Raw genomic sequence first — 24,538 nt, 5'->3', positions numbered from 1 at the left:
TTAAGAAACGGGAAAGCATTATGCCCAAGTTACGATCTGCAACCTCCACCCAGGGAAGAAATATGGCCGGCGCACGTGCGCTGTGGCGCGCTACCGGTATGAAAGACACTGATTTCGGAAAGCCGATTATTGCTATTGCCAACTCCTTCACGCAGTTTGTGCCAGGGCATGTGCATTTAAAAGATCTCGGACAACTTGTTGCCCGCAGTGTAGAAGAAGCCGGTGGCGTTGCTAAAGAGTTCAACACCATTGCGGTAGACGACGGTATCGCTATGGGCCACAGCGGTATGCTGTACAGCCTGCCTTCACGTGAAATCATTGCTGATGCCGTTGAATACATGGTGAATGCCCATTGCGCTGATGCCATTGTGTGTATTTCTAACTGCGACAAAATCACCCCGGGAATGCTGATGGCGTCTATGCGTCTGAATGTTCCTGTGGTGTTTGTTTCCGGCGGCCCCATGGAAGCCGGTAAAACCAAGTTGTCAGATCAACTGATTAAGCTGGATCTGGTTGATGCCATGGTTGCTGCTGCGGATGACCGCGTCAGCGACGAAGACACAGACCAGATTGAGCGTTCTGCCTGCCCGACCTGTGGTTCGTGCTCAGGCATGTTCACCGCAAACTCGATGAACTGTTTAACAGAAGCGCTGGGTCTGTCCCTGCCAGGGAACGGTTCTATGCTGGCTACTCACGCTGACCGCGAGAAGCTGTTTAAGCAGGCGGGTAAGCTGATAGTCGAGTTGTGTGAGCGTTACTACAAGAATGATGATGAAACTGCGTTGCCACGCAACATTGCATCGTTCAAGGCATTTGAAAATGCTATGAGTCTGGATATCGCCATGGGCGGTTCTACAAACACCATTCTGCATTTATTGGCAGCGGCAATGGAAGGTGAAGTGCCTTTCACCATGGCAGATATCGACCGTCTGTCACGGAAAGTGCCGCATTTGTGTAAAGTGGCACCGTCTACACCTAAATATCACATGGAAGACGTGCACCGCGCCGGTGGCGTACTGGGTATTCTTGGTGAACTCAATAAAGCCGGTCTGCTGAATCAGGACGTGCATCACGTTCTCGGTAAGACGCTTCCGGAAGTGATCAGCGACTGGGATATCACTAATCCTGAAAACAAAGATGCTGATACTTTCTTCCGTGCAGGCCCTGCAGGTATCCGCACTACGCAGGCATTCAGTCAGGATTGTCGCTGGGATGAAGCCGATGCCGACCGTAGCGAAGGCTGTATCCGCGATCTTGAACATGCTTACAGCAAGGACGGTGGTCTGGCGGTTCTGTACGGTAACCTGGCAGTTGATGGCTGTATCGTGAAAACGGCGGGTGTGGATGAATCTATCCTCAAATTTACCGGTTCTGCGAAGATTTACGAAAGCCAGGATGATGCGGTAGCAGGCATCCTGGGTGACGAAGTGAAAGCCGGTGATGTGGTTATCATTCGTTACGAAGGTCCGAAAGGCGGCCCGGGCATGCAGGAAATGCTGTACCCGACCTCCTACCTGAAATCGAAAGGTCTGGGTAAAGCCTGTGCCCTTATCACTGACGGACGTTTCTCTGGCGGTACCAGCGGTTTGTCTATTGGTCACTGTTCACCGGAAGCGGCCAGCGGTGGCGGCATTGGTCTGGTGGAAGACGGCGATAAGATTGAAATTGATATCCCTAACCGGACTATCAACATTGCGATTTCTGACGAGGAACTGGCTCACCGCCGTGCCGCGATGGAAGCCAGCGACAAGCCCTGGAAACCGAAGAACCGCGAACGTAAAGTGTCTCTGTCACTGAAGAACTTTGCCATGCTGGCTACCAGTGCAGACAAAGGTGCTGTGCGGGATGCCTCTAAACTGGAAGACATATGACCGTCAGCGATCACGAATACCTCAAAAAGGTCTTGTTAGCGCCGGTTTATGAAGTTGCGGTTAACAGCGAGTTGTCTGTGTTATCCAGACTCTCGCAGTTGACAGGTAATGATATTTATCTGAAACGTGAAGATCAGCAGCCGGTTAAATCTTTCAAACTCCGCGGTGCTTACACCAGATTAAGTGCGCTGAGCAAAGCGCAACTGGATGCTGGTGTTATTGCAGCATCTGCAGGTAATCATGCTCAGGGTCTTGCATATGGTGCAAAGAAGAAAGGCGTACATGCCACCATCGTGATGCCGGAAACCACGCCGGATATCAAGGTGGATGCGGTACGCCGCTTCGGCGGGCACTTCGCCAACATTGTGCTCCACGGCACGAATTTCGATATGGCCAGCAAGCACGCGCAGATGCTGGCGAAAACCCACGGCTACACCTTTATTCCTCCGTTTGATGACCCTGATGTTATTGCCGGCCAGGGAACTGTAGCCCGGGAGCTGCTGGAGCAGAATCCTAATCTGGATATTCTGTTTGTGGCTATCGGCGGTGGTGGTCTGGCTGCGGGTATTGCGGTGTATCTGAAACAACTGAAGCCGGACATCAAAATCATCGGTGTAGAGTCGGAAGAATCAGCCTGCTTTAAGGCGGCCATGGAAGCCGGTGAAATCGTGACTCTGCCCTCGGTGGGTATTTTCGCCGACGGTGTTGCGGTAAAAACTATGGGGACAGAAACGTTCCGTCTGTGTGAAAGATTGCTGGACGGCGTGATCACTGTTACCAATGACGAAATATGTTCGGCAATCAAAGATATTTTCGATGACACCCGTGTTATCGCAGAGCCTGCCGGTGCGATGTCTGTGGCGGCTATTAAGAAATATGTGGCAGAGCATAATATCAAGGGCAAGAAGCTGGGTGGTATTCTGTGCGGTGCCAACATTAATTTTCACACGCTGCGCTATGTGTCTGAGCGTTGTGAATTAGGTGAGCAGAAAGAAGCTGTTTTTGCAGTGAAGATCCCCGAGCGTAAGGGGGCTTTCAAGCAATTCTGTGAAGTCCTTGGCGGTAAAGCTATCACTGAATTCAATTACCGTTTTGCTAACGAGAAAGACGCGCACATCTTTGTGGGTGTAAATCTTAAAGGCGGTAAGCAGGAGTTTGCTGCGCTGAATGACTCGCTGACTGAACAGGGTTACGACTGCTTCAATATGAGCGACAACGAGCTTGCGAAGCTGCACGTACGCCATATGGTTGGCGGCAGACCACCAGCGTTGCTGAACGAAGCGGTGTTTACTTTCGAGTTTCCTGAGCACCCGGGGGCGTTACTTAAATTCCTTGGAACACTGGGTGAACGCTGGAACATAACACTGTTCCATTACCGTAATCATGGAGCCGCTGAAGGTCTGGTGCTTGCCGGTTTTGAAATTCCACCGGAAAGCCGTGATGAATTTAATGCTCACTTGCAGCAGTTAAGCTACGAGTTTAAAGAGGTCACAGACGACCCCGCGTATAAATTCTTCCTGTCATAAAAAAGGGGCTGAACAGCCCCTTTTTTATGTCTGAATGAATTGGATCAGGCTATTTTCCAACGGCCTGACGCAATTGCTTCGCATCAAATATCTGAATAGTGTCGAGCACAGGACCCGGTGAGTCCTGATTACCGCCAATCAAATATACAGCGTCGTTGTAGGTAACCGCTTTTGCGTGTCTGACACCGGTCATGGATAAGTCGCTCTGATGCCAGGTGCCTGCCTTAAAGTCGTAAGTCCACACAGCATCAAGATTGTTGTAGTCACCAAACACTATCAGGTAATCACGCCACACAGTGGTGGTATGTGCGCTGACAGGCTCCGGCAGCGGAGGCAGAGATTTCCACTTTTTAGTCGCCGGATCGTACTGTTCAAACACATCAAGTTGCTCTTCACCGGTGTAACCGCCAACGACATAAATTTTATTTTGCCATGTGACAGCTGACGTGGACTTGGCTGTGGGCATCGGCGCGCCCAGAGACCACTCGTCCTTGCTGATATCATAAACTGCCATCAGTGCTGTAGGTTTAAGCTTGCGGGTCTGCCAGTCGTGGTGAGAGCCGCCCAGCACATAGATTTTGCCATCCAGGTATACTGCTGTGTTAGTACGCGTAGGGTAAGGTAATGTCGCCGCTTTAGTCACTTTACGGGTAACGGTATTAAACACCTCAACGGTGCTTTCATAGTTTGCCCGTTGTTTTGACGCAGAGATCCCGCCAATCAGATACACGTGGTTATTGTCATCGTAAACTGACGAAAAATAGCGGCGGGGAATAATATGGTTTTTCAGCACCTGCACGTTTTTGGTCGCCGGGTCGAGAATTTCCACATCATTCAGCAGACCCTTCTGGTTACTGCCACCAAACACAAATATGGTTTTCTGATCGGTAGCTGCACCGGCACCAAGACGGGGACTTTCCAGCTTGAACCCCGCCGGTTTCCGGTATTCGCTGATATCCGGCACAGATGAACATGACGCCAGCATCAGCGTCACTGCGAAGGCAAATAAATATCGACAAGTGCCCTGTATCATAACTTTCCTTTTCACTTTTACACGTGGATCCGTTACCCGCACGTTGCTTCCACATTCTGCAAGTGCTGGGTAATTTCAGGCCACACCAGAGACAACACATCCTGGCGCAGCGCATCGCTTTCTTCAGAATACTTCAGACTGCCATCCGGCGCAGAATCCAGCCAGTGGTTCTCCCGCAGGGCAGAAATGAAAGAAGAAAGCACATTCTTGTCGTAAAACTCCGGAGAGTTCATGCCGTATAAGGTCGACAGACGTTCCGCCACCTGCCGGCTGGTCCGCTCCAGACTATTGCGGCTTATCACCCGTTCACGCTCAATAATGGTAAGTACCACCGCGTAGCGCTGGAAAGTTTCCTGCATACAGCGGCTCAGCAGCCAGGCTGAATGGAACGCCCGGTCTGATGATGCCGGCGGATGCAACAGTCCCTGCTCCATCTCTGTCAGCATGCCTTGTTCCAGCAAAGTGGTGATGAGCTTGTCGGTGTAAGCCAGCGCCTCATCCTGAGTCATGTAGATGAAAAGCTCCCGTTGCAGCAAAGGGTATAGTGCTGCCATCAGGCGTAATATCTCATGACGGTGAATGCCGGGCCGGCCGAAGACTGCTGAAAGGATCACACCGGGTAAAGCAAACAAATGAAGAATATTATTTCTGTAATATGTAAGGAATACAGCGGCATCTTTTAATGGCGCGATCATCGTGCCGTAGCCATCCTGACTGATATCAAAGCGCTTCAACGCCAGGGTTTCTTCCAGCATGGTTCTGGCGTTGCTGGCGGGAATGGTGGCGTCATCACTGTACGGTGCACTGCGCAGCAACGCCAGGTAGTTGTCCATCACCCTGACCAACTCTTTTTCCGTCATGGTCTGAGTTTTAGATGACAACAGACATAAAGAAATCAGCGCCATACCGTTAATGGCAGCATTGCGGTTAATGCGCAGCATTACCTCGTGGGCCAGATCGTTAACCAGTGGCGTCAGCCAGTTTGGTTTTTTCTCCGGGTCTGCAGGTAAGGTTTCACGCCAGTCAGGAACGCTTTGTTCAAGGAACTGATTCAACTGAATCGGCTCACCGAAGTTTACGTAACCGTGGCCATAATTTTTCAGTTTTCTGATGGCAGAAAACACCTGCAAATTAGATTCTTTCTTTTTGCCGCTGCCTTTCAGTTCACTGAGATAGCTTTTTACTTCCATCACGTTTTCGTACCCGATGTACACAGGCACAATACTCACAGGGCGTTGAACACCTTTAAGTACTGCCTGCATAGTCATGGCAAGCATACCGGTTTTAGGCGGTATAAGACGACCTGTGCGGCTGCGGCCACCTTCCGGATAATATTTAACGGAATAGCCTTTATTAAACAGTAATTCCAGATATTCACGGAAAACCGCAGTGTAAAGCTTGTTCCCGGCAAAACTGCGGCGCAGGAAGAAGGCGCCGCTACGACGGAAAATGGGACCCGCCGGCCAGAAGTTAAGATTGATACCCGCAGCAATGTGAGGCGTCACCATACCTTCGTGATAAATCACATAGGTCAGTAACATGTAATCCATATGACTGCGATGACAGGGCACGTAGATGATCTCATGACCGTTGGCAGCCAGTTCACGGATCCGCTCGCTGTGGCCCACACTGATACCGTTATAAATCTTGTTCCAGATTCGTGTAAGGATGCGATCACCGAACCGGATCAAGCCTTCACGGTAGTCTGCTGCAATCTCATCGATGTATTCTCTGACAGCTTCTTTAGGATCCTGTTTCTTCGCCTTTTTCGACGCAGATTCTTCAGCCATGGCCCGTTTAACTGCTTCCGACCCCAGGATTGCATTGTGCAATTCCTGACGTTCGAGCAAAGTGGGGCCCGTCATACTCTGGCGCTTACGATGGAAGTGAGTACTTGCTACGCGCACAAGTTTGTGAGCAATCGAATCATCCGTACCCCGCTGGGTCGACATTTCTCTCGCTGATACGGCTTTGCTAAAATTGATGAAGTTATCGCGGCCCAGAAACATCACAATAAAGAATTTTCGCAGCCAGCTTGGTGAGGCATGATGGGCAATTAAATCACTCAGGCCGGGTTTGCCTTTACCCGGCGCACGTCCCCAGGTAACGAAAACCGGGACAACCTGCACATCCACATCTTCATGGTCACGATGCAAGTGGAAAAGATCTGAGAATATTGATTCTACATCCGTCTGGGACGGCTGTCCGAACAAGGGTTCCGTTTTACGCAGAAAGACACTGGCGGGATAGGTTTTGCCGGCCAGTTCGACATCTTTCACAGGGCTGGGCAAACCTAACCGCTGTGTGCACATACGCAGCGCAAGCTGGTCGGTCACAGAGTTGGTGGGCAGCAGATAAATGATCGGCTTAGTGCGGTCGATACCCAGTTCTTTTTCGACATTCGCGGGAATGTTGTGGTCTTTTACCAGCAACTTTACGGGATAATGAAACACTGACAAAAGCGTTTTGCGCATCCACGACATGAAAATGGAATCCTGTGTTGAGAAAACGGGCGCAGTCTACCATAAATTTACTGCGATCCAGATGAACATAAGACGGGGTTACCATGATAGGGGGTCTTTGGGCCTGAGTCACCCTCAGTGCGCCAGTTTATCGCTGATTTTTTGTGCTGCAAAACCGCCGCAGGTGGCAATGATTCCTGTGGCCACGGTTCCCCATATCCAGTCAATCAAAGTCATACTCAATGGCCAGTCCCGGATAATGGAATAGCAGGTCAGATTGTAGGTTCCGTAGGCGGTAGCCCCCAGGGCCAGGCCCGCTAATGAAGTATGAATCAGGTTCTTTCCGGCATAAGGACGTATCGTTAAACAGACGACCGAAGTACAGTAAAGCAGATAGAATGCGATCCATGGCCAGGTAATAAATTGCGGTCGCAACAGACTTTCAAACGCTTCACGATACGACGGCATAGCAATAACGCCCAGCCAGACTGCGTCCAGGCAGGCAAAAGCCAGTAGTACGGCGATGTATGCGCCGGTGAGTGTTTTAAAAGAATAATGCATAAGATCATAAACGGAAAAAGCGCGTAAAAGGTTCAGCGAAAAAATAGCTCAACCGTTTATCGCAACATAAGCCATACTAAACAGACTTACCCTGTGGCGATGACAGGTTTATTTACTGTTCACCCTACAACGATAAAAGGACAGAACGCGGGGATACCATGCAGAAAAAATTGTTTGAATTCGGTGATTTATTTTGGGTTCCGGAGTTTTATCACGCCTTTCTGCGTCGCTTTATGGGCGCATTGTATAAAGTATTCGGCTATCACAGATTATGGTTGCCTGAACTGAACCGCTTTATCAACAAAGCCGGAGGCACAGTGATGGATCCTTGTGCCGGCAGTGGCTATGTCAACGAACTGTTGATGAAGGAGCTGAATAAGAAAGATCTGCGTTTTTACCTGTCGGATTTCATGATTGATAAAAACCCGGAATTCCGTGAGCGCATTAACAATCTGGGTGATGACCGTATTCATTATCTGGAACAACCCATTGACGTGCTGAAAGACAATCCGGATTTCCGCTGCCCGAAAATCTTTATTAACTCTTTCCACCACTTTGACAACGAACAGGTGGCGCAGATCTTCAAGCTCAATCTGTCACACGGTGATGATGTGCTGGTGCTGGAGTATTGTGATAACTCCTTTATGAGTTACGTGTCTATGCTGTTAGGCCCGCTGGTGGCGATGATCATGTTACCGTTTATCACCGAGCGCCGGTTATTGCTGGTGACTGCCATTTTCACCTATCTGATCCCGGTAGTACCGCTAATGTTATTGTGGGATGGCATTGTGTCGAGCCTGCGTTGCTATTCGAACAAGTCCATCAAAGCTGTACTGAAAGATGCCGGATTTGGTGATGTAACGGTAACATCGACCTTTCGTCGCAGTTTATTATATCCGGCGGGAGTAACGGCACATCACATTGAGGCGCCGTCTGCCGCTAAGGCTGAATAAGCGGTTTTAACTGCAGATATACGCTGTCCTGCGGATACACCTTACCCAGCGCCGTGACTGCTTTCTGGAGCATCACGGCGTTTTTGCTTAGATAGGCGTATTTAGCGCGTGTTGTCAGCAAATCATAATCGCCCGGCCATCTTGTTGCCGCGTCATCCAGCACCGTGAGTGCTTTTTCGGGTTGTTTGAGCTGCCACAAGGATACGCCGTAAACAAAGGCAAAACGCGGGCTGGCATCTTCTGCCCCAGCGGCCTTTTCCAGATGCGTCGTCGCTGCTTCATAACGCTTGTCCCGCACTAACATGAGTCCGTAGGCAAACTGCACGGCTCCGGAATCCGGTGCGATGGTCAGTGCATTTGTCAGATATCTTTTCTCGCCGTCCTCATTACCCATGTTGCGCAAAAAATCGGCAAAGCTCAGCAGAGCCGGTAAGTTGGCCGGGTCAACGCGAAGCGCTGCCTCGTAATACATTTTTGCGTCGATGATGTTTCCTTTACGCAAAGCCAGTTGGGCGAGACCGGTGTTGGCGCCGGGATGATCCCGCGTGGCCAGCAGTGTGGCTTCATATTCTGCCAAAAGAGGGCTGATTTGCGCCTCTGGCAGAATACTGTTTGCAGGTGCATTCAGCAGTGCCGCTGCCACCTCACTGCGTACAGACAATGCCGGATCATCTGCAAGTGAAGCCAGTACAGCTGCCTGTTGCTGTGCTGATAAAGACGGTGCTGCCATAGCAGCGCCACGGCGTACCGCTGCAGATGGCGAAGCCGCCTGAGCTTTTATCAGTTTTACGGCTTGCTGCGGAGCCTGAGCGGCCACTTTTCTGGTGAGGGCACTGGTGAGTAAATCAGGCAGCGTAATTTTTGGGTCGGAAAGCAGTGATGCGGATTCAGCAATGGCTGCAGGATCCCACGTGGTTAATGCCGCATTTAACTTTGCCCATTCACCTGAGGTATCCGGCGATGCGCCGTCACGGGCAGGCCATTTTTCAACAGCATCGCGCAGCCAGGCCGTGGATTTGTCTTCATGACAGGTGGCGCAGGGTCGCACACTGTCTTCATTCAGGGCTGAAGGCCGGTGGAATTTATGATCCCGTCGGTCATCCACGCCCATGTAGGTGCGCGCCGGCATATGACAGTCCAGGCAGTTGGCGTCTCTATGACCCAAGGTATGGGTGTCGGCCATGAATACGTCAGGACGGTGACATGTTGCACATACCTGAGCTCCGGGCAGGCGGGTTTTGCCCGAGTGGGGATCATGACAATGGATACAGGTAACACCAGCCTGCGCCATTTTGCTTTGCATAAATGAACCGAGTACAAAAACTTCATCACGGATCTGACCGTCACTGAAATATAGCGGTTCGTCGATGGCATCTAACTGGAATTGCTGGTGGTATGGCTGTGTCAGATCCGGTTCACCTAATTCTGCTCTGCGGCTGTGGCACCCTCCGCAGGTATTCAGGGCAAGTTCACTGATTGGGGCAGGAGAAGACTGGGGCCGTGCAATGGCGTCTCCTGGCTTAAAATGAAAAGCGATGGCTTTGCCCAACGCCTTAAGGCCTGTGTTGGTTGCGCTTAACGTGCCTTCACCGGCCAGTTTGATATGTTCACTGCCAGGGCCATGGCAGCTTTCACAAGCCACATTAACGTCTGAGTATACAGTATCAAACGTATTATTAACGGGGTCATAGTGCTTTTGTAAATTGGTCGAGTGGCAGGAAGCACAGCGGCTGTTCCAGTTCTGATAGTAACCTGTCCAGAAAAAAGGATGTTCCGGATCGGTGACTTCATCGTTCTGCAACTGGTACCAGCGCTGCCCACCCTGCTCTGCCGGCCGGCTGTCCCATGCCACATCAAAAGCTTGCAGTCGTCCGCCGGTTGTCCGTAATAAATACTGCTGCAGTGGTCTGAAGCCGAACGTGTAAACCACGTCGAACTTTTGTTTTTCTCCCTGGCCGTTCAGCGTTTCGACAAAGTAAGCATCACCTTCTTTGAAGAAACGGGAAGTGCGGGCTCCCGCACTGAAAGTCATGTCGTTAAAGTTTCCCAGCACGCTTTCGTCACTGGCAGGCAGCATGCTGTGATAGTGATCAGACTGACGCCAGGCGTCCCCTTCCTTCTCATGGCAGGACAGGCAGGTTTCCGCACCGGTATAGCGCTTATCGCTACTGGCTGTGGCGGTAAAGGTAATGCATAAAAACAGGGCTGCCAGGCAGCCCCTTATCAGGTTGTTCACTATGATCTGCTTTTCGTTACTGACAAAGTCGCGACCCTTTTTGACACTTATCCAGCTGGTTTTCAACCGGTTTAATGCTTGCCGCGTGCTGTTCCCGCAGTGCGGCGAGCTCTGCAACAATGGCTTTGTTCTCTGAAGCAATGTTGTATTTCTCGGAAGGATCGGCGTTCAGGTCAAACAATAACGGCTCTGCCAGTGTTTCTCCGGGGTTGCCGCCGTAGCCTTCTTTGTAAATAAAGTGGGCTTTGTAGCGGCCTTTACGGACAGCGAACACTTTTGCTCCGCGGTAGTAAAAATACACATCACGGACTGCATCTTCACCGTCCAGAAGTGTGCTTTTGACTGAATAACCGTCGCTGTCTTTGGGAATTTCACCACCGGCTAAATCCACCAGTGTGGGCAGTAAATCAATGGTGGAACCAATATCGTGACGGATCCCCGGTTTGACATGTCCGGGCCACCAGAAGATGCCGGGAACACGCATTCCCCCCTCAAAAACGTCGGCTTTACCACCGCGAAGCAGTCCGGCACTGCCGCCCATGGTTTCGAACCACAACCAGGGGCCGTTGTCTGAACTGAAAATCACCAGCGTGTTGTCATCGATGCCTTCATCTTTCAATGTTTGCAGAATTTGACCTACTGACCAGTCCAGTTCTTCTATCACATCGCCGTAAAGACCTTGTGTGCTGCGTCCTTCGAATTCCTCTGATGCGAAAAGTGGCACATGAGGCATCGCATGGGCGATATACAAAAAGAACGGATTGTCTTTATGAGACTTAATGTAATCCTGTGCCTTTGCGGTATAGGTTTTGGTAATTTGATGCTGGTCGGGCGCACGTTCAATGACTTCCTCTCCCTGCATCAGTGGCACACGGAAGTATTCTGATTTGGGGTTAGTCCACTGTTTGCCTTTATTCCAGTTTTTTACGCTCCAGTCCGGGCCATTCAACTGCTGAATTTTCTCAAAATCCTGATCCATATCGTTGGAGTAAGGAATACCAAACCAGCTGTCGAACCCGTGATTGACCGGCAGGTATTGTGGCAGATGGCCAATATGCCATTTACCAATCATCGCCGTGTCGTAGCCCTGTGCTTTGAGTGCTTCAGGTATGGTAGTTGCGCTGTCCGGCATGCCTCCCAAGGAGTCTTCGCGGAAAACCTGACGCATTGGCGTGGATGATACCAGTCCCGCACGAACGGGATATTGTCCCAGCATCAGACCGGCGCGGCTGGGGGAACACACCGGAGCAGCCACGTAGAAATTTGTCCATTTCTGTCCTTCCATCGCCATTTTATCCAGATTAGGCGTGGTGAGTGTGGGGTGTCCGTTATTGCTCATGTCGCCGTAACCCATATCGTCAGCGAAAATGATAATGACATTGGGTTGCTCAGTGCTTTTTGCGCTGGCTGAAAATGCAGGTAGCAAACATGCTGCGCCGATGGTGGCAGATAACAGTGTTGCTACAGAAAACTTAGTCATGATGATATTGCTCCACATTACTTTCCTGATAGCCGTAGCGGACGGCTTTTGCTTCGATATAACTGTTGGGTTGGACAGGAACGGGTTGGGTATACAGTTGCCAGGGCTCCCCGGCTGCCATTCGCCAGGCAACGGATGCATTGTCGCTGGACGAGGTAATCGCAACGCAAACCTGCCGGTTGCATTCGGTCAGCTTAAATTGCGGGCTGGCGGTCACCGGCTGTTCAAACCCCGGCCACATGGCCCCGACCATACTGGTTTCCGGCTCAGTGCTTTTATCATGAACCTGTACCTCCCAGTTTTTCAGCGCTTTCTTCATCCGGCTCAGGCGTGCTCTTTGTGACGGATCGTCTGCCAGGTTGCGGGTTTCCCAGGGATCATTGTCTGTATCGTAAAGTTCATCACCGGGCCTGGGAGCCTCGAAGTAAAATTGCTGTGCGGGATTAAGGCTTTGTTTATTCAGCCCTTCCCACCAGGCAATCATCACAGGAAACATGTCGCGGAAAACCAGTGGTCTGAAGTACGGCAGTTCAGGCATGTCATTTCTGATGTATTTAAAGCGGAGATCTCTTACGGCGCGTACTTTATCAGGCACCATATCCATGCGGTCTCTGGCTGCGAAGATATACTCTCTCTGTTCGCCGGAGAAGATACCCGTACCCTGTAAGAAATCAGGGAGCGGTGCACCGGCAAAGGATAAAAACGTTGGCGCAAAATCCACCATAGAAATTAACCTGTCGTTTTGTGTACCGGCGCCGCGTCTGTCGGGAAACCGCACAATCAGTGGTATATGCAGGCCGGTGTCATAAACTGAGCGTTTGGCCCGGGGCAGCGCATCACCGTGATCTGTGGTCCACACAACAATGGTGTTGTCATTGAGGCCGTCCCGTTTCAGTGCAGCAAGGATCTCTCCTACCTGGCTGTCCATATAATGAATATTGTCATAGTGCTGTGCGATGGACCGGCGTACCACAGGTGTGTCAGGGTAATAAGGGGGCACGGTGACGGAGGCCGGATCGGTGACTGCCTGCACCCTTGCCAGATCTTTTTTGATTAAATCCGTAAAGCCCTTAAATTTTTCTGCGGCTTTGCCGTCTTCTGTTAACAGGTGTCCTTCGTGAGTCGACATCAGGTTTATCATCGCGAAGAATGGTTTCCCGCCGGAGAGTTCATTCCATAAATCTGCTTTCAGTGGCGAAAAATAGTTACCAATATCTTTATCCCAGAGGGTTGAAGGTGTGCCGAACTGGTAATCTTTCTTGGCGAAATTCACCGTTTCATAACCGGCCCGCCGGAGCAGTTCCGGAAATGCTTTCATCTGCGCGGGAGTAACGGCTTCGTATCCGGTTTTACCATTTGGCAAAGGTAACTGGGAGGTACGCATTTGATGGGTTCCCATAGAAATGGGATACATACCTGATATGAGTGCAGAGCGGTTCGGCGCACACACCCCAGCCGCTGCATAAACGTTGGTAAAGCGAATGCCTTGCTCAGCGAGTGCATCAATATTTGGGGTCTTAGCAATCTCATCGCCGTAGGTTCCTATGCGCGGGCTCAGATCTTCGGCAACGATGAACAAGATGTTGGGTTGCTTTCCCCATGCGGTAAGGGATAAACCGGCAACAACGGTGAAAGTTAACCAGCGTAACATTCGCATTTACCAAACTCCTTAATGAAGAGGCTTGTCAGCCGTTTTTTCCATCCACGGGAAGTACATTTCACCTTTACGCTGCATGTCGATTTTCATCGGCGTATCAGGAAACAGTCCCATGTACATGTCTTTGCGGTTGGGCTCAACCAGCCACCAGTCCGGGAACGGAGCAGCCTTCAACCCGTCTTTCTTGCGCAAGTTCATACCTTCAGCCAGCCTTGCGTTAAAGGGTACCGAGGGCTTGCTGTTATCAGCAGGACGCAGAGCGGCGTAGAGCGCCTGACGCAGTGGCAGTAACTCATGAGCATATTTCGGATCGCGGATAAGGTTATGCATTTCTTCCGGGTCGTTTTTCAGATCGTAAAGTTCTTCGATGTCCCAGACACCGTGATACTGGATGTATTTAAGATCGCCGCGACGAATGGCGAAGGTGGTAGGCGTCATGGGGAAAGACCATTCCCAGTAGTACTCGTAAACAAAATCAGGCGACTGCCAGTCTTCTTCTGCTACCTTGCCGGATGCGACGGGTAAAAAGCTTTTTCCTTCAAACTGTTCAGGCTGCGCCGCGCCCGCCAGTTCGAGGAAAGTAGGAGCCATATCCAGGTTTCTCACCAGTGCCTCGTTGGTCGCACCTTGTGGCAGCAGGCCCGGCGCGCTGATCACCAGAGGAACGCGTACTGAGCCTTCATAAGCATTGCGCTTATCGATAAGGCCGTGATCGCCAATCAGAAAGCCGTTGTCAGAGTAAAATACCACCATGGTATTGTCGTACAGATCGTTGTCTTTCAGGTACTGCACTAACTCGCCCAGGCTTTCATCAACGGCTGACAAGGTGGCGTAATAGTCTTTAAGGTATGCTTCCATAGTGCGGTCACTGGCATAGAAAAAGTCTGTGCCGTGCCAGCTGTTGCGCTGGTTATGTACCCACATGGGCTTGTTCTTCGCGTCCTCTTCTGTCACCACCGCTGAGTCCGGTAATTTGAAATCCACATCATCGTACTGTCCTTTATGGCGTTCTGCAGGCGTGGCATCGGAGTGCACGGCTTTATGGCTCAGGTACATGAAAAATGGCTGATTACCTTTCACATCATTTTTCAACCAGTCCAGTGCGTAATCCGTCAGCTCGTCTGTGATGTAGCCTTTCTGGTCAACGTGCTTACCGTCCACGTTGAGCTGATTCACCATACCTTTCGCCAGCATCGGAGCCGGAATGGCGTCAGTCGGGTAATACGCTCCCTGTCCCGGAAAGCTGACCCATTTATCAAATCCGTCACGGGGCATATCTGAATGGCTGCCCATGTGCCACTTACCGAAAAAGCCGGTTTGATAACCTGCCTGTTGCAGGTATTTCGGAAAGAAGGTCAGGCCTTCTTCACTGGAGTTATTGTTATCAACAATCTTGTGATTACGGGCGGTCATGCCGGTGAGAATGGTGGCGCGGCTGGGTGAACACAGTGAAGATGTCACTACCGCATTGGGAAAATACACACCGGTTTCAGCCAGTTTATCAATGTTCGGGGTTTGCAGTTCTTCCTGCAGAAAACCCATACCGTCGTAGCGAAGGTCATCCATCAGTACAAAAATAACGTTACGCTGTTGTTCTGCAGCGCCGGCATTCATCGACAAACTTAAGGCGATGGCGCTGGCAGCAGTTAACAGCTTCTTAGTGAATGTGTCGGGCATGATTGTTTATTCCGTATTCGTAAAAAGTGAAAAAGTGCGGATAAAAGCAACGTTGTCTTTTATCCGCGAAATGTATCACCGGGTTAGTAAGCGCCGAAGCGGTATGTAAATTCAACACCCATATAACGCTGGAAGTCTCTGGTCAGCTGCGCGTTAATGTTGCTCTGATCAAAGATAGCGGTACCGATTTGAGCAACATAGGTGTCGTTGAGTGCATTTTTCGCAAATACACTGGCGACCCATTTACCGTCATCAGCCTGCAGACCGACAGTCAGATCCAATACGCTGTAGCTTGGCAGAATAAGATACGGTGCCTGGTTCTGATTCATCTGGGTTTCATCCTGCCAGCGGTAATTGGCGCTGACGAACATATCCATCTCGCCGTCCAGGTAGATGTTGTATTTGCCGGACAGGGTAAACTTGGTATCCGGAGAGTTAGGCACATCTCCGCCGGTAATCGACTGGAAGCCGTCAATACAGCCTTGTGCTGCTGTTTGATTGAAATAGCATTGTTGATCCTGGAATTCACCGTAGGTTGCATCGATAAAGGCGACACCACCACTGATCAGTAACTCAGGGACAGGCTTGGCGTTAAACTCCACTTCCAGACCTTCGGTGATGACTTCACCGGCGCTGGTGAGTGAGAAGGTCACCGTTTCCGGGTTGTAAGCCTGACCCTGGAAATTTTCGAAGGTAGTGTGGAAACCGGTGACAGACAGACGCAGTCTGCGGTCGAAAAACTCTGAACGCACGCCGCCTTCCCAGGCTTTGTTTGTTTCCGCCGGTACCGGTGCGGTTCGGCTTTCGTTCAGCGAGAAAATCAGGTCGAAGGCAGGGGCTTTGTAACCTTCGGCATAGCTACCGAAAATCATGGTGGTATCGTTGATATCGTACGACAGCGCCAGGCGGCCTGTCAGTGCGTCGTCTTCGGTTTCATTGGTGAAATACCCGGCTGACGCAGGCAGTGCCGGTAATCCTGAGAACGGGCCGGTAATGACTGCAGCACCGCGGGCGAAATCAAAAGATATTTCATCTTTGGTGTAGCGCAGGCCCAATGACGCAGTAAAATCTTCGGTTACATCCCAGTCTGCCTGACCAAAGAATGCGTAGTTGCGGGTATCAACTTTTGAGTCCATCGCAGCAAAACCGATGCCTGAGCCTTCTTCTGAACAGGCGACAGTGCCCACAGCCGGATCGTAGGCATCGGCGCAGCGCATCACTTCACGTTCAAAATAACGCTCAACGGTTTGCTCCCAGTAGAATGCACCCGCTGTCAGGAAAATATTATCAGTGGCCTGGCCGGATAAACGCAGTTCCTGTGAGAACTGGGTTTGTTGCTGATCGCCGTCGCCGGAAGCGCCGTTTTTGGTGAACAGTACATGGCCTGTTACCGGCGACGTGTACGGATTGATATCTGCATCCTGAGCTGTTTCCAGGGTGAAGCCGCGATAAGCAGTAATTGAGGTCAGCGCAAAGTCTTCAAAGCTGTGGTTGTATTCAACTGAGATCCCGCCGGTTTCAGTGTTTGAATATGCCGGACTGGCAATCTTGACCTTGTTGTTACCCCAGGATACATCCACGTCGGCATAGTCTTCTCCTAACTGATGCAAGTCTGCCAGTGAACCCCGGCCAATACTTTGTAAAACTGGCGTACAGCAGTCCCTTTCCTGCTTCGAATAATCGGCAATAATATAAACGTTGTCATTCATGCCCAGATCGATATCGAGTTTACCTCTTACACCTTTACTTTCGTCTCCGTTGATGGTGTCGCCATTAGTAACATTTTCCACAAAACCATCGAAATCACGGTTATAAAAAGACAACCGTCCGCGCACATTGTCACTGATCGGGCCGGTCACCTGACCCATCATGCCCCAGGCGTCATCATCAGTGAGCGTAAGGCGGACTTCACCAAAGAATGAATCTTCCGGACGTTTAGTAAAAATACTCAGTACACCACCGGAAGCATTTTTACCAAACAAGGTGCCCTGCGGTCCGCGTAGTACTTCAACCCGGTCAATATCTGCCAGATCCGACAAAAACTGTACCGTACGGCCAAGGGGGACACCGTCAATGACTGTACTGACAGTAGGTTCTACAGCGGTCTGGAACGCGGTGGTACCAATCCCGCGAATGTTCACACCGGAACCACGCATATCGCCGGACTGGTTAAATGTCACCGACGGACTTACCTGAACTAAGTCCTGGAATTCTGTGGCCTGAGCGGCATCTAAAATTTCGCCGGATACTGTGGTAACGGCAACCGGTACTTCCATGAAGCCCTGTACCCGCTTTTGTGCGGTGACTTCAATGACCTCCAGTTGTGAGTTCGCTTTCGCCTCATCACTGGTGTTGTCCTGAGCGGCGGCATAAGTGGATGTCATCGTGCCCAGTGCGAGCAACAATGCGCGATTCAGTGGTTTTTTGTTAAACATCGGATTTTCTCCTCAGAGTGTAGTCCTTTCGGGGCTGTTATCAGCACCCGGCAAATTAACGGTTTTTATTTTTATCATTCACCGGTACAGCAAAATCCGGTGCGGCAAATGTTTAATATCTGTTAAATGTTTAACAATCATACTACGTTGATATTTAAAAAGTCTATCGTTGTCTTTTTGCTATTTGTTAAATCAATTAAATTTAATTTGATGATTTTAGTTGAATTTATTTTATATATTCTTAATGGTTATAAAGCTATTTGTATTAAATATATGCCATCGTTGTCTATTTGAGGAACTTTTTACAACCTGATGGATTCTCTGACAGGTGCCTTCTGTGGCACAATGTATTCATAAATAAATGAAGCTCGCCATAATGAAGACGGATAAGAATCTCACGGTACATGATGTCGCCCGGGTTGCCGGTGTATCAATTAAAACGGTATCCCGTGTATTAAATAATGACCCGACAGTCAGAGATAAAAATAAAGAAAAGGTGCTCAGTGCAGTGGCCGTAACTGGCTACCGGCCGGACCTCAATGCCAGGCGCCTGCGCACTAAACAGTCTTATCTTATTTGTCTGTTATATATGGACTATGCCTCGAACTCCTATTCGGCGAGACTGACATCCGGTGCCATCGAAGTGTGTGACGAAGCCGGCTACGATTTACTGGTGCGGCCGGTAAAAGACAGAACCTCGCTGGCCGAACAGGTTAAGGCACTGGCGGAACGTTCAAACCCTGACGGTTACATTCTTACGCCACCACTGTGTGATGATCAGGGAGTATTGTCAGTCATCGAAGCTGAACAAAAACCGGCGGTTAAAATTCTGCCTATGTCACTGGACGCCAACAGCTGCGTCTCCTGTGACATTGTGGCCGGCGTGAAAGAGGCGGTGAGTCATTTACTTACGCTGGGGCACCGCCGTGTTGCGATCATTAATTTTAACAATGTACACGGTGGCTTACTGCGTTATCAGGGCTATGAAGAAGCGCACCGCGATTTTGATATTCCTATTGATACATCGCTGGTTTTTCAGGGCCCTATGTCGTCAGATGAAGAATATGAAAAGATTATTCGTCGCCTGCTGTCCGGGGACGAGCGCCCCACCGCATTTTTTACCTTCAATGATTATCTTGCCACTCTGGTTTACAAAGTGGCCAGCCAGCTGAAATTGCGGATCCCCTACGATGTATCGGTGATAGGTTTTGATGACGACCCTTCCAGTAAGAATCTGTGGCCACCACTCAGCACTGTGCACCAGCCGGTGGGCAATCTGGGGCGCGCAGCGGCCGGCAAGCTGATCCAACAGCTTGTGTTGCATCGTCCCTATGAAGAGAAAGAAGATCTGACGTGTAAATACGTGCAGCGAAGCTCCTGCGGGCCGCTGCTCTGATATGAATATGCCGGTTGCTATCCCGCCCTCCGGAAGCTGCTCATGCTGACATTTTTCCAGAGACAGGCCTATGCATCCGGCGCTTTTACTAAAAGTACACTCTGGAACTTTACTGATTTACTGCTGCTTTATTATTTTGCCGATATACAGGGACTGGGGGCAGCGGCAGCGGGCCTGATCCTGATGGTGTCTCTGCTTGTTTCCGGCGTGCTGGATATCTCGCTGTCTCTGCTTCTCGACAGATATAATTTGCACTACCAGAAAGTCATCGCCTCAGGTGCGCCGCTGACAGTACTGTCGTTCGCTATTTTGTTTTATCCCCTGCCAGCCGGTGCGGACTATCTGTTTACTTTTTATCTTGTGGTGACCATCCTCTTTCGCATTGGTTATGCACTGGTAGACATACCTCACAACGCGATGATGGGGTCACTGACCAGAGACAGCCATGAGCGGACACGTCTGTCTTCATCCCGCATTTTTTATAATTCCTGTGCAATCCTGCTCTTCGCCGCATTTGCCGGCGATACACTTGCCATGCTGGAGTCACAGGATAACGGGATGCGGACTATCTTGCTTATCACGGCAAGCGTGTTCATGCTGGTGAATATTTATTTATGTATTTTGCCGGTCTGGCGGGAAGGTAATCTGACAGCGGTCAAACACCCGCCTCCGCTCAGTAAAGCATTCCGTGCACTCCTGCGAAATAAGGCATTCATGGTACTGGCGTTATATTCATTGCTGCCGTGTATCTTTATTCCGGTGTTCTACAAATCCGGCGTTTACTTCGCAAGCATGCTTTTTCACGACGAGAAGCTGACGACCTGGCTCATTATGAGTCTGGCGGCAGGAAAGCTGGTGGCGCTACCCTGGTTTAACCATCTCTCACAGCGCATGGAAAAGCATCATGCCATGATCCTTGCGCTGGCCGGGCTGGCTGTGACTTTCCTTAGCTTTCTTCTGCTGATCCCGGCCACGATGACCGGCGCCTGTGTTTATTTCGTTGTTTGTGGTTTTTTCTCAGGCGGACTGCTGGTACTGGTGTGGTCAGCATTACCAGACACCATTGAGTACGGTGCCAGGGATCAGGGGATACCTAATCAGGCGCTTACCTTTGGCGCATTTCATCTGGTGATGCGGATAAGCGACGGGCTGTCTTTTGCTGTGATTGCCGGTGCGCTGGAATATGCGGCGCAAAGTGCAAACGCTGATATTGAGTCTGTGCTATTCGTCGAAATCATTTCGCTGGTAGCCAGCGCAGGCTGTCTGCTCGGGGCTGTGGTGCTCTGGTTTTATCCTCTCACCCGGGCGGTGCATAACGCGTTAGCTACTGAAAAAGATAAATAATGACGCCAAGGGTAAACGGCGACATTACGGTAGTGATGAGGATCGACGCAGAGACCTTCGCCGCCTCTTTCTGATAATACTCTGCAAGCATAAACGGGCCTGTACCTGCAGGTAACGCGCTGAGTAAAACCACGTAAAAAATCCCTGTCGCGTTATCAGGCATGATCAACATCGCGATTACGTATGCCAGCGCCGGGTGGACAAGTAGTTTGGTGATCACAAAGCTGATAACCGAAGCGCTGCTGCCTTTCGTTGAGGTATGACTGCCCGCAATAAACAATCCTATGGTTACCAATGCGCAGGGGGCTGCAGCGTGACCCAGCAACGATGCCGTGGTCAGCAATGGATGGGGAGGGTCAATATCAAAAGCGGTAAACATGACCCCGGCCATTGGTGCAATCACCACCGGGTTTTTCAGCAGCTTTACACTTACATCTGCAATCAGACTACGAAGGCTTACTGCTTTACTGAGATCAATCTCTATCAGCACAATGGCAACGGCAAATAAAACACAAACGGTGATGATTGTCGCAATGAGCACTGGCGTCTGCGTTTCGCTTCCTGCTACCGCCATGAGCAAGGGAAAGCCCATAAATCCGGTATTGGCGTAACTGGTGTTTAGCCCGTCTATTGCACTCTCTGATAGCGACATATTACGTTTCCTTTGTACTGCGACAGTAAGCGTAAAAATGACAAACACGGCGAGGGTGAAGCTCAAAACAAAACCCGGTTGCCAGAGAGACGCAATGGCAGACGTTGCTGTGATGTCAAAAAGCAGCGCAGGCAACGCCAGCCAGACAACAAATTTATTGAGTTGTGTAGTGGCAGAGTCGTTCAGCAAATCCCTTTTGCGTAAATACCAGCCAAGGAATATGAGGGCAAATATGGGGAATATGAGCGTGAAAACAGACAACATGAAATGACAGGTGATCAGGGAACCGGCGGTCAGATTACCTTTAGTCTTATCATTCAATCCAATATAGAATTGAGTTAATTCTGATACAAATATTGAATCATCATGGATATAAAACCCTTAAGATATTTTATTGCGGTAGCTGAAACCGGTCATGTGGGTCGGGCTGCGCAGCGGCTAAACATCACTCAGCCACCTCTCAGCCGCCAGATCGCACTGCTGGAAGAAGAGCTGGGTACGGCATTGTTCAGTCGTCACCCGAAAGGCGTGAGTCTGACTGCCGCAGGAAAGCAGTTTTACCGCGACAGCAAAACCATATTGCAATCGGTCAGCAAAGCCGCGGAACGGGCAAGAGCGACCGGTGCCGGAAAGTCGGGAAGCTTGTCTGTGGGATTCATGATGCATGCGGCTTATAACATTGTGCCTGAACTGGCCAGACAGTTTATGTCCCGTTATCCCGCTGTGTCCTTTCATATTCAGGAGGTTATTCCCTTTGAGTTAATTAATGGCGTTACTTCTGCGCAGTTTGATGCCGCCATCATGTTAAAGCCGGCGACGTCCCGGGGACTGGAAATACTGTCTTTGCGCACTGAAGCGCTCTGTCTGGCTGTTCATAAACACCACCGGCTGGCCGGGGCAAAAAAAGTCTGCGCAGAGGATTTAGTTGACGAAAAATTCATTGTTACGCCCCACAATGTGGCGCCGGAGCTGCGTAACACCATTGAACAGTACTGTGCTGAAGCGAACTTTGTGCCCCGTGTGGTGTTAGAAACCCAGTTACAGCAAACCATCGTGTCGCTGGTGGCCAGTGAAGTAGGGATTGCGCTTGTGCCTGAACCGCTGAAGCAGGTGTGTCCGCCGGATGTGGTTCTGCTGCCGCTGAACAGAGCGCCGGTGGTGGAATATGTGCTGGTATGGCAGCAGGACAACAGCAACCCGGCTTTGGCCCGATTTATTGAGTGCGCGTCGAAATAACCGTAATAATTTCGCCGGCAGCCCTTGTCAAACCAGCGCAACTGTATATACTCACAGGAACTGTATAGAAAAACAGGGCTGTTTATGCGTCCACTTACTCCAAGACAAACGGAAGTTCTCGAACTGATTAAAACCACCATGCTGGAAACCGGCATGCCGCCCACCCGTGCGGAAATTGCGAAGCAATTAGGGTTTAAATCAGCTAATGCAGCAGAAGAGCATTTAAAGGCGCTGGCCCGTAAAGGTGTAATCGAAATTCTGGCGGGTACCTCACGGGGTATAAAGCTGAATATTCCGCTGGAAGCAGAAAACGATGAAGACGCAGGCTTACCGTTAATCGGCCGTGTTGCGGCAGGTGAACCTATTCTGGCGCAGGAACATGTGGAAATGCATTACAAGGTCGACCCTGATCTGTTCCACCCCCGTGCGGATTTCCTGTTACGTGTAAACGGTATGAGTATGAAAGATATCGGTATTCTGGATGGTGATTTACTTGCCGTTCACCGTACTACTGACGTGCACAATGGGCAGGTTGTTGTTGCCAGGGTTGATGAGGATGTCACGGTAAAACGTCTGGAAAAACGCGGCCGCGAAGTATGGCTGCATGCAGAAAATGAAGAATTCGATACCATCAAGGTGGATCTTGCTGCTGAACCATTCAACATTGAAGGTCTGGCTGTAGGTGTTATCCGCAATGCTGACTGGATGTAAGGCTTTTCGCTAAGCGCGGTGCAATAACTATTGTGCGCACTGGCCACAGCGCTGAAAAATTGGAAGGGCGATGATGTGAACCATCATCGCCCTTTTTTTTACTATTGGCTGGTATGTGCAAAGTGCAGTGTCTTCAGCGCCAGCAGAAAAACATCAGCATCGTCTTCACCACTGACATTTTTTACTACAGTAACCGCTGTTTTATGTTCACGGCAAAGAATGGTCATTGTAATGCCGCCCATACTGCCACCTGAGTGCATCACTGCATCAGGAATATCGTCCATCAAAGCCAGCGCGCTGGCATTGTCTTTATACGCTTTACGTTGTTTGTAATCGCCAAAACCGGTTTTCCAGCCTATGCCGAAGCCCACGGTTTCACCATTGTTAAGCCTGGCAGGAGTAAACATGGCCCGGGTAGTCTCTGGTTTCAGGTAATCGCTTGCCACATGGGCTACAGCAAACCGGACAATATCTGACGGCGTAGAAATAAAACCGCCGCCGGCCCATTTATAGCTGTGATCCGTTTGTGGCGCATTAATCAGCTCACCTTCGTGTACGGTGTAAGGTCTCGCCCGGTGATCGATGATGGTGTATTGGTCGTCAAATACCGTGTTGTCCAGTTTCAGCGGCGCAAACACTTCTTCGTTAATGATGGCGCGGAAATCCCGGGACGGGTCAGCCCCTTCCATTGCGGCACTGACCAGTGTCCAGGCAAACGTTGAATAACGGTGATCTGTGCCGGGTGCAAACAGCAGTGGATCATCTTTAAACATCGCCAGTGCACTGTCGATATCCGGATAACTTTCATTCAGAAGGAATTCATTGGCTCCTTCTTTGTAGTGCCTGATGCCTGCTGTATGTGAGGTAAGCTGGCGCAGAGTAATGACCGGTTTATCAGCTGGCCATGCGCTGACGTATTCAGTGACCGGTTTATCCAGATCAATGTTGCCCGCTTCCGCAAGACGCATTAATCCGGCCGTAGCGATGAGTTTAGAGACACTGCCGATACGCACCTTGTGATCTGTCGTCATAGGTACATGGTTTTCAACGTCGGCAAAACCGTAGCCTTTAGCCATCAGCATGCCCTTATCGTTACCGAGCGCCATGGTTATACCCGGCACTGTGTCATGACTTACCGCTTCTTCAAACAGAGCGTTAATAGCGCCGGAAGGAAGATCTTTGGCAAAAACAGAGGGAGTTAAAAATAACAGAAAAGAGGAGAAAACTGCGCGGCGCAACATAGAAGCAATCCCTGACAATAAAAACAACCAGACTACCGCAGTTAACAGATCGCTACCAATAAAAAGG

The 24,538-nt window shown here is 50.3% G+C and carries 17 protein-coding genes; 7 read left to right on the top strand and 10 right to left on the bottom strand.

What is annotated here, in order from left to right; all coding sequences use genetic code 11:
* Positions 1 to 20: 20 nt before the first annotated feature.
* Both ilvD and ilvA read left to right on the top strand, forming a co-directional pair.
* Entirely contained in the window at positions 21 to 1,871 is a 1,851-nt protein-coding gene (gene ilvD / locus DS731_RS21165; protein ID WP_119503167.1) for a dihydroxy-acid dehydratase, read from the top strand.
* A complete protein-coding gene (ilvA, locus tag DS731_RS21160) occupies positions 1,868 to 3,397 on the top strand; it encodes a threonine ammonia-lyase, biosynthetic (protein WP_119503166.1) in 1,530 nt (509 codons plus the stop codon). Before ilvD ends, ilvA begins: the two co-directional genes overlap by 4 nt.
* A 49-nt stretch (positions 3,398 to 3,446) precedes the next feature.
* Here the strand turns inward: ilvA and DS731_RS21155 are convergent, their stop codons facing one another.
* The 3 genes from DS731_RS21155 to DS731_RS21145 all read right to left on the bottom strand — a co-directional run bounded on the left by DS731_RS21155 (position 3,447) and on the right by DS731_RS21145 (position 7,453).
* Entirely contained in the window at positions 3,447 to 4,430 is a 984-nt protein-coding gene (locus DS731_RS21155) for a Kelch repeat-containing protein (RefSeq protein ID WP_119503165.1), read from the bottom strand.
* A gap of 32 nt (positions 4,431 to 4,462) precedes the next feature.
* Positions 4,463 to 6,913, bottom strand: coding sequence for a glycerol-3-phosphate 1-O-acyltransferase PlsB (plsB, locus tag DS731_RS21150; RefSeq protein ID WP_119503164.1), 2,451 nt, complete (start codon positions 6,911 to 6,913; stop codon positions 4,463 to 4,465).
* Positions 6,914 to 7,027: 114 nt separating this feature from the next.
* The gene (locus DS731_RS21145; RefSeq protein WP_119503163.1) at positions 7,028 to 7,453 is read right to left on the bottom strand and encodes a DUF2177 family protein; all 426 of its coding nucleotides are present in this window, start codon (positions 7,451 to 7,453) and stop codon (positions 7,028 to 7,030) included.
* A gap of 158 nt (positions 7,454 to 7,611) precedes the next feature.
* Between DS731_RS21145 and DS731_RS21140 the strand changes: the two genes are divergently transcribed.
* Positions 7,612 to 8,406 (top strand): hypothetical protein, encoded by a 795-nt coding sequence (locus DS731_RS21140; RefSeq protein ID WP_119503162.1) that lies wholly within the window; start codon positions 7,612 to 7,614, stop codon positions 8,404 to 8,406.
* On the opposite strand, the gene DS731_RS21135 is transcribed toward DS731_RS21140, so the two are convergent.
* The 5 genes from DS731_RS21135 to DS731_RS21115 form a co-directional block, all read right to left on the bottom strand.
* Positions 8,393 to 10,642 (bottom strand): ammonia-forming cytochrome c nitrite reductase subunit c552, encoded by a 2,250-nt coding sequence (locus DS731_RS21135; RefSeq protein WP_119503161.1) that lies wholly within the window; start codon positions 10,640 to 10,642, stop codon positions 8,393 to 8,395. The two genes, DS731_RS21140 and DS731_RS21135, sit on opposite strands and share 14 nt — an antisense overlap.
* A gap of 16 nt (positions 10,643 to 10,658) precedes the next feature.
* Positions 10,659 to 12,140, bottom strand: a complete 1,482-nt coding sequence (locus DS731_RS21130) for a sulfatase family protein (RefSeq protein ID WP_232373442.1) — start codon at positions 12,138 to 12,140, stop codon at positions 10,659 to 10,661.
* Complete coding sequence (locus DS731_RS21125; RefSeq protein WP_119503160.1) at positions 12,115 to 13,779, bottom strand: sulfatase family protein; 1,665 nt, start codon at positions 13,777 to 13,779, stop codon at positions 12,115 to 12,117. The genes DS731_RS21130 and DS731_RS21125 overlap by 26 nt, the downstream gene beginning before the upstream one ends.
* 12 nt (positions 13,780 to 13,791) lie before the next feature.
* Positions 13,792 to 15,456, bottom strand: coding sequence for a sulfatase family protein (locus DS731_RS21120; RefSeq protein WP_119503159.1), 1,665 nt, complete (start codon positions 15,454 to 15,456; stop codon positions 13,792 to 13,794).
* Positions 15,457 to 15,539: 83 nt separating this feature from the next.
* The gene (locus tag DS731_RS21115; RefSeq protein ID WP_119503158.1) at positions 15,540 to 17,891 is read right to left on the bottom strand and encodes a TonB-dependent receptor; all 2,352 of its coding nucleotides are present in this window, start codon (positions 17,889 to 17,891) and stop codon (positions 15,540 to 15,542) included.
* Between the two features lie 376 nt (positions 17,892 to 18,267).
* Between DS731_RS21115 and DS731_RS21110 the strand changes: the two genes are divergently transcribed.
* Both DS731_RS21110 and DS731_RS21105 read left to right on the top strand, forming a co-directional pair.
* Entirely contained in the window at positions 18,268 to 19,287 is a 1,020-nt protein-coding gene (locus tag DS731_RS21110) for a LacI family DNA-binding transcriptional regulator (protein WP_161599198.1), read from the top strand.
* Between the two features lie 42 nt (positions 19,288 to 19,329).
* Positions 19,330 to 20,631, top strand: a complete 1,302-nt coding sequence (locus tag DS731_RS21105) for an MFS transporter (RefSeq protein ID WP_119503156.1) — start codon at positions 19,330 to 19,332, stop codon at positions 20,629 to 20,631.
* Here the strand turns inward: DS731_RS21105 and DS731_RS21100 are convergent.
* Positions 20,612 to 21,547 carry an AEC family transporter gene (locus DS731_RS21100; RefSeq protein ID WP_119503562.1) on the bottom strand — a complete coding sequence of 312 codons (936 nt, stop codon included), beginning with the start codon at positions 21,545 to 21,547 and terminating at the stop codon, positions 20,612 to 20,614. The genes DS731_RS21105 and DS731_RS21100 overlap by 20 nt on opposite strands.
* A gap of 102 nt (positions 21,548 to 21,649) precedes the next feature.
* Here DS731_RS21100 and DS731_RS21095 point away from each other — a divergent pair, with 102 nt between their 5' ends.
* Together DS731_RS21095 and lexA are read left to right on the top strand one after the other, a co-directional pair.
* The gene (locus DS731_RS21095) at positions 21,650 to 22,519 is read left to right on the top strand and encodes a LysR family transcriptional regulator (protein ID WP_202980686.1); all 870 of its coding nucleotides are present in this window, start codon (positions 21,650 to 21,652) and stop codon (positions 22,517 to 22,519) included.
* A gap of 84 nt (positions 22,520 to 22,603) precedes the next feature.
* Positions 22,604 to 23,230 carry a transcriptional repressor LexA gene (lexA, locus tag DS731_RS21090; RefSeq protein ID WP_119503154.1) on the top strand — a complete coding sequence of 209 codons (627 nt, stop codon included), beginning with the start codon at positions 22,604 to 22,606 and terminating at the stop codon, positions 23,228 to 23,230.
* A 101-nt stretch (positions 23,231 to 23,331) separates the two neighbouring features.
* Here the strand turns inward: lexA and DS731_RS21085 are convergent, their stop codons facing one another.
* On the bottom strand, positions 23,332 to 24,471 hold the full coding sequence (locus tag DS731_RS21085; RefSeq protein WP_119503153.1) for a serine hydrolase domain-containing protein: 1,140 nt from the start codon (positions 24,469 to 24,471) through the stop codon (positions 23,332 to 23,334).
* Between the last annotated feature and the right edge of the window lie 67 nt (positions 24,472 to 24,538).

The organism is Alteromonas sp. RKMC-009, assembly GCF_003584565.2.
Classification (GTDB): Bacteria; Pseudomonadota; Gammaproteobacteria; order Enterobacterales; family Alteromonadaceae; genus Alteromonas.
The sequence above is the reverse complement of the archived record's forward strand: the minus strand, read 5'-3'. Positions and strand labels throughout refer to the sequence as shown.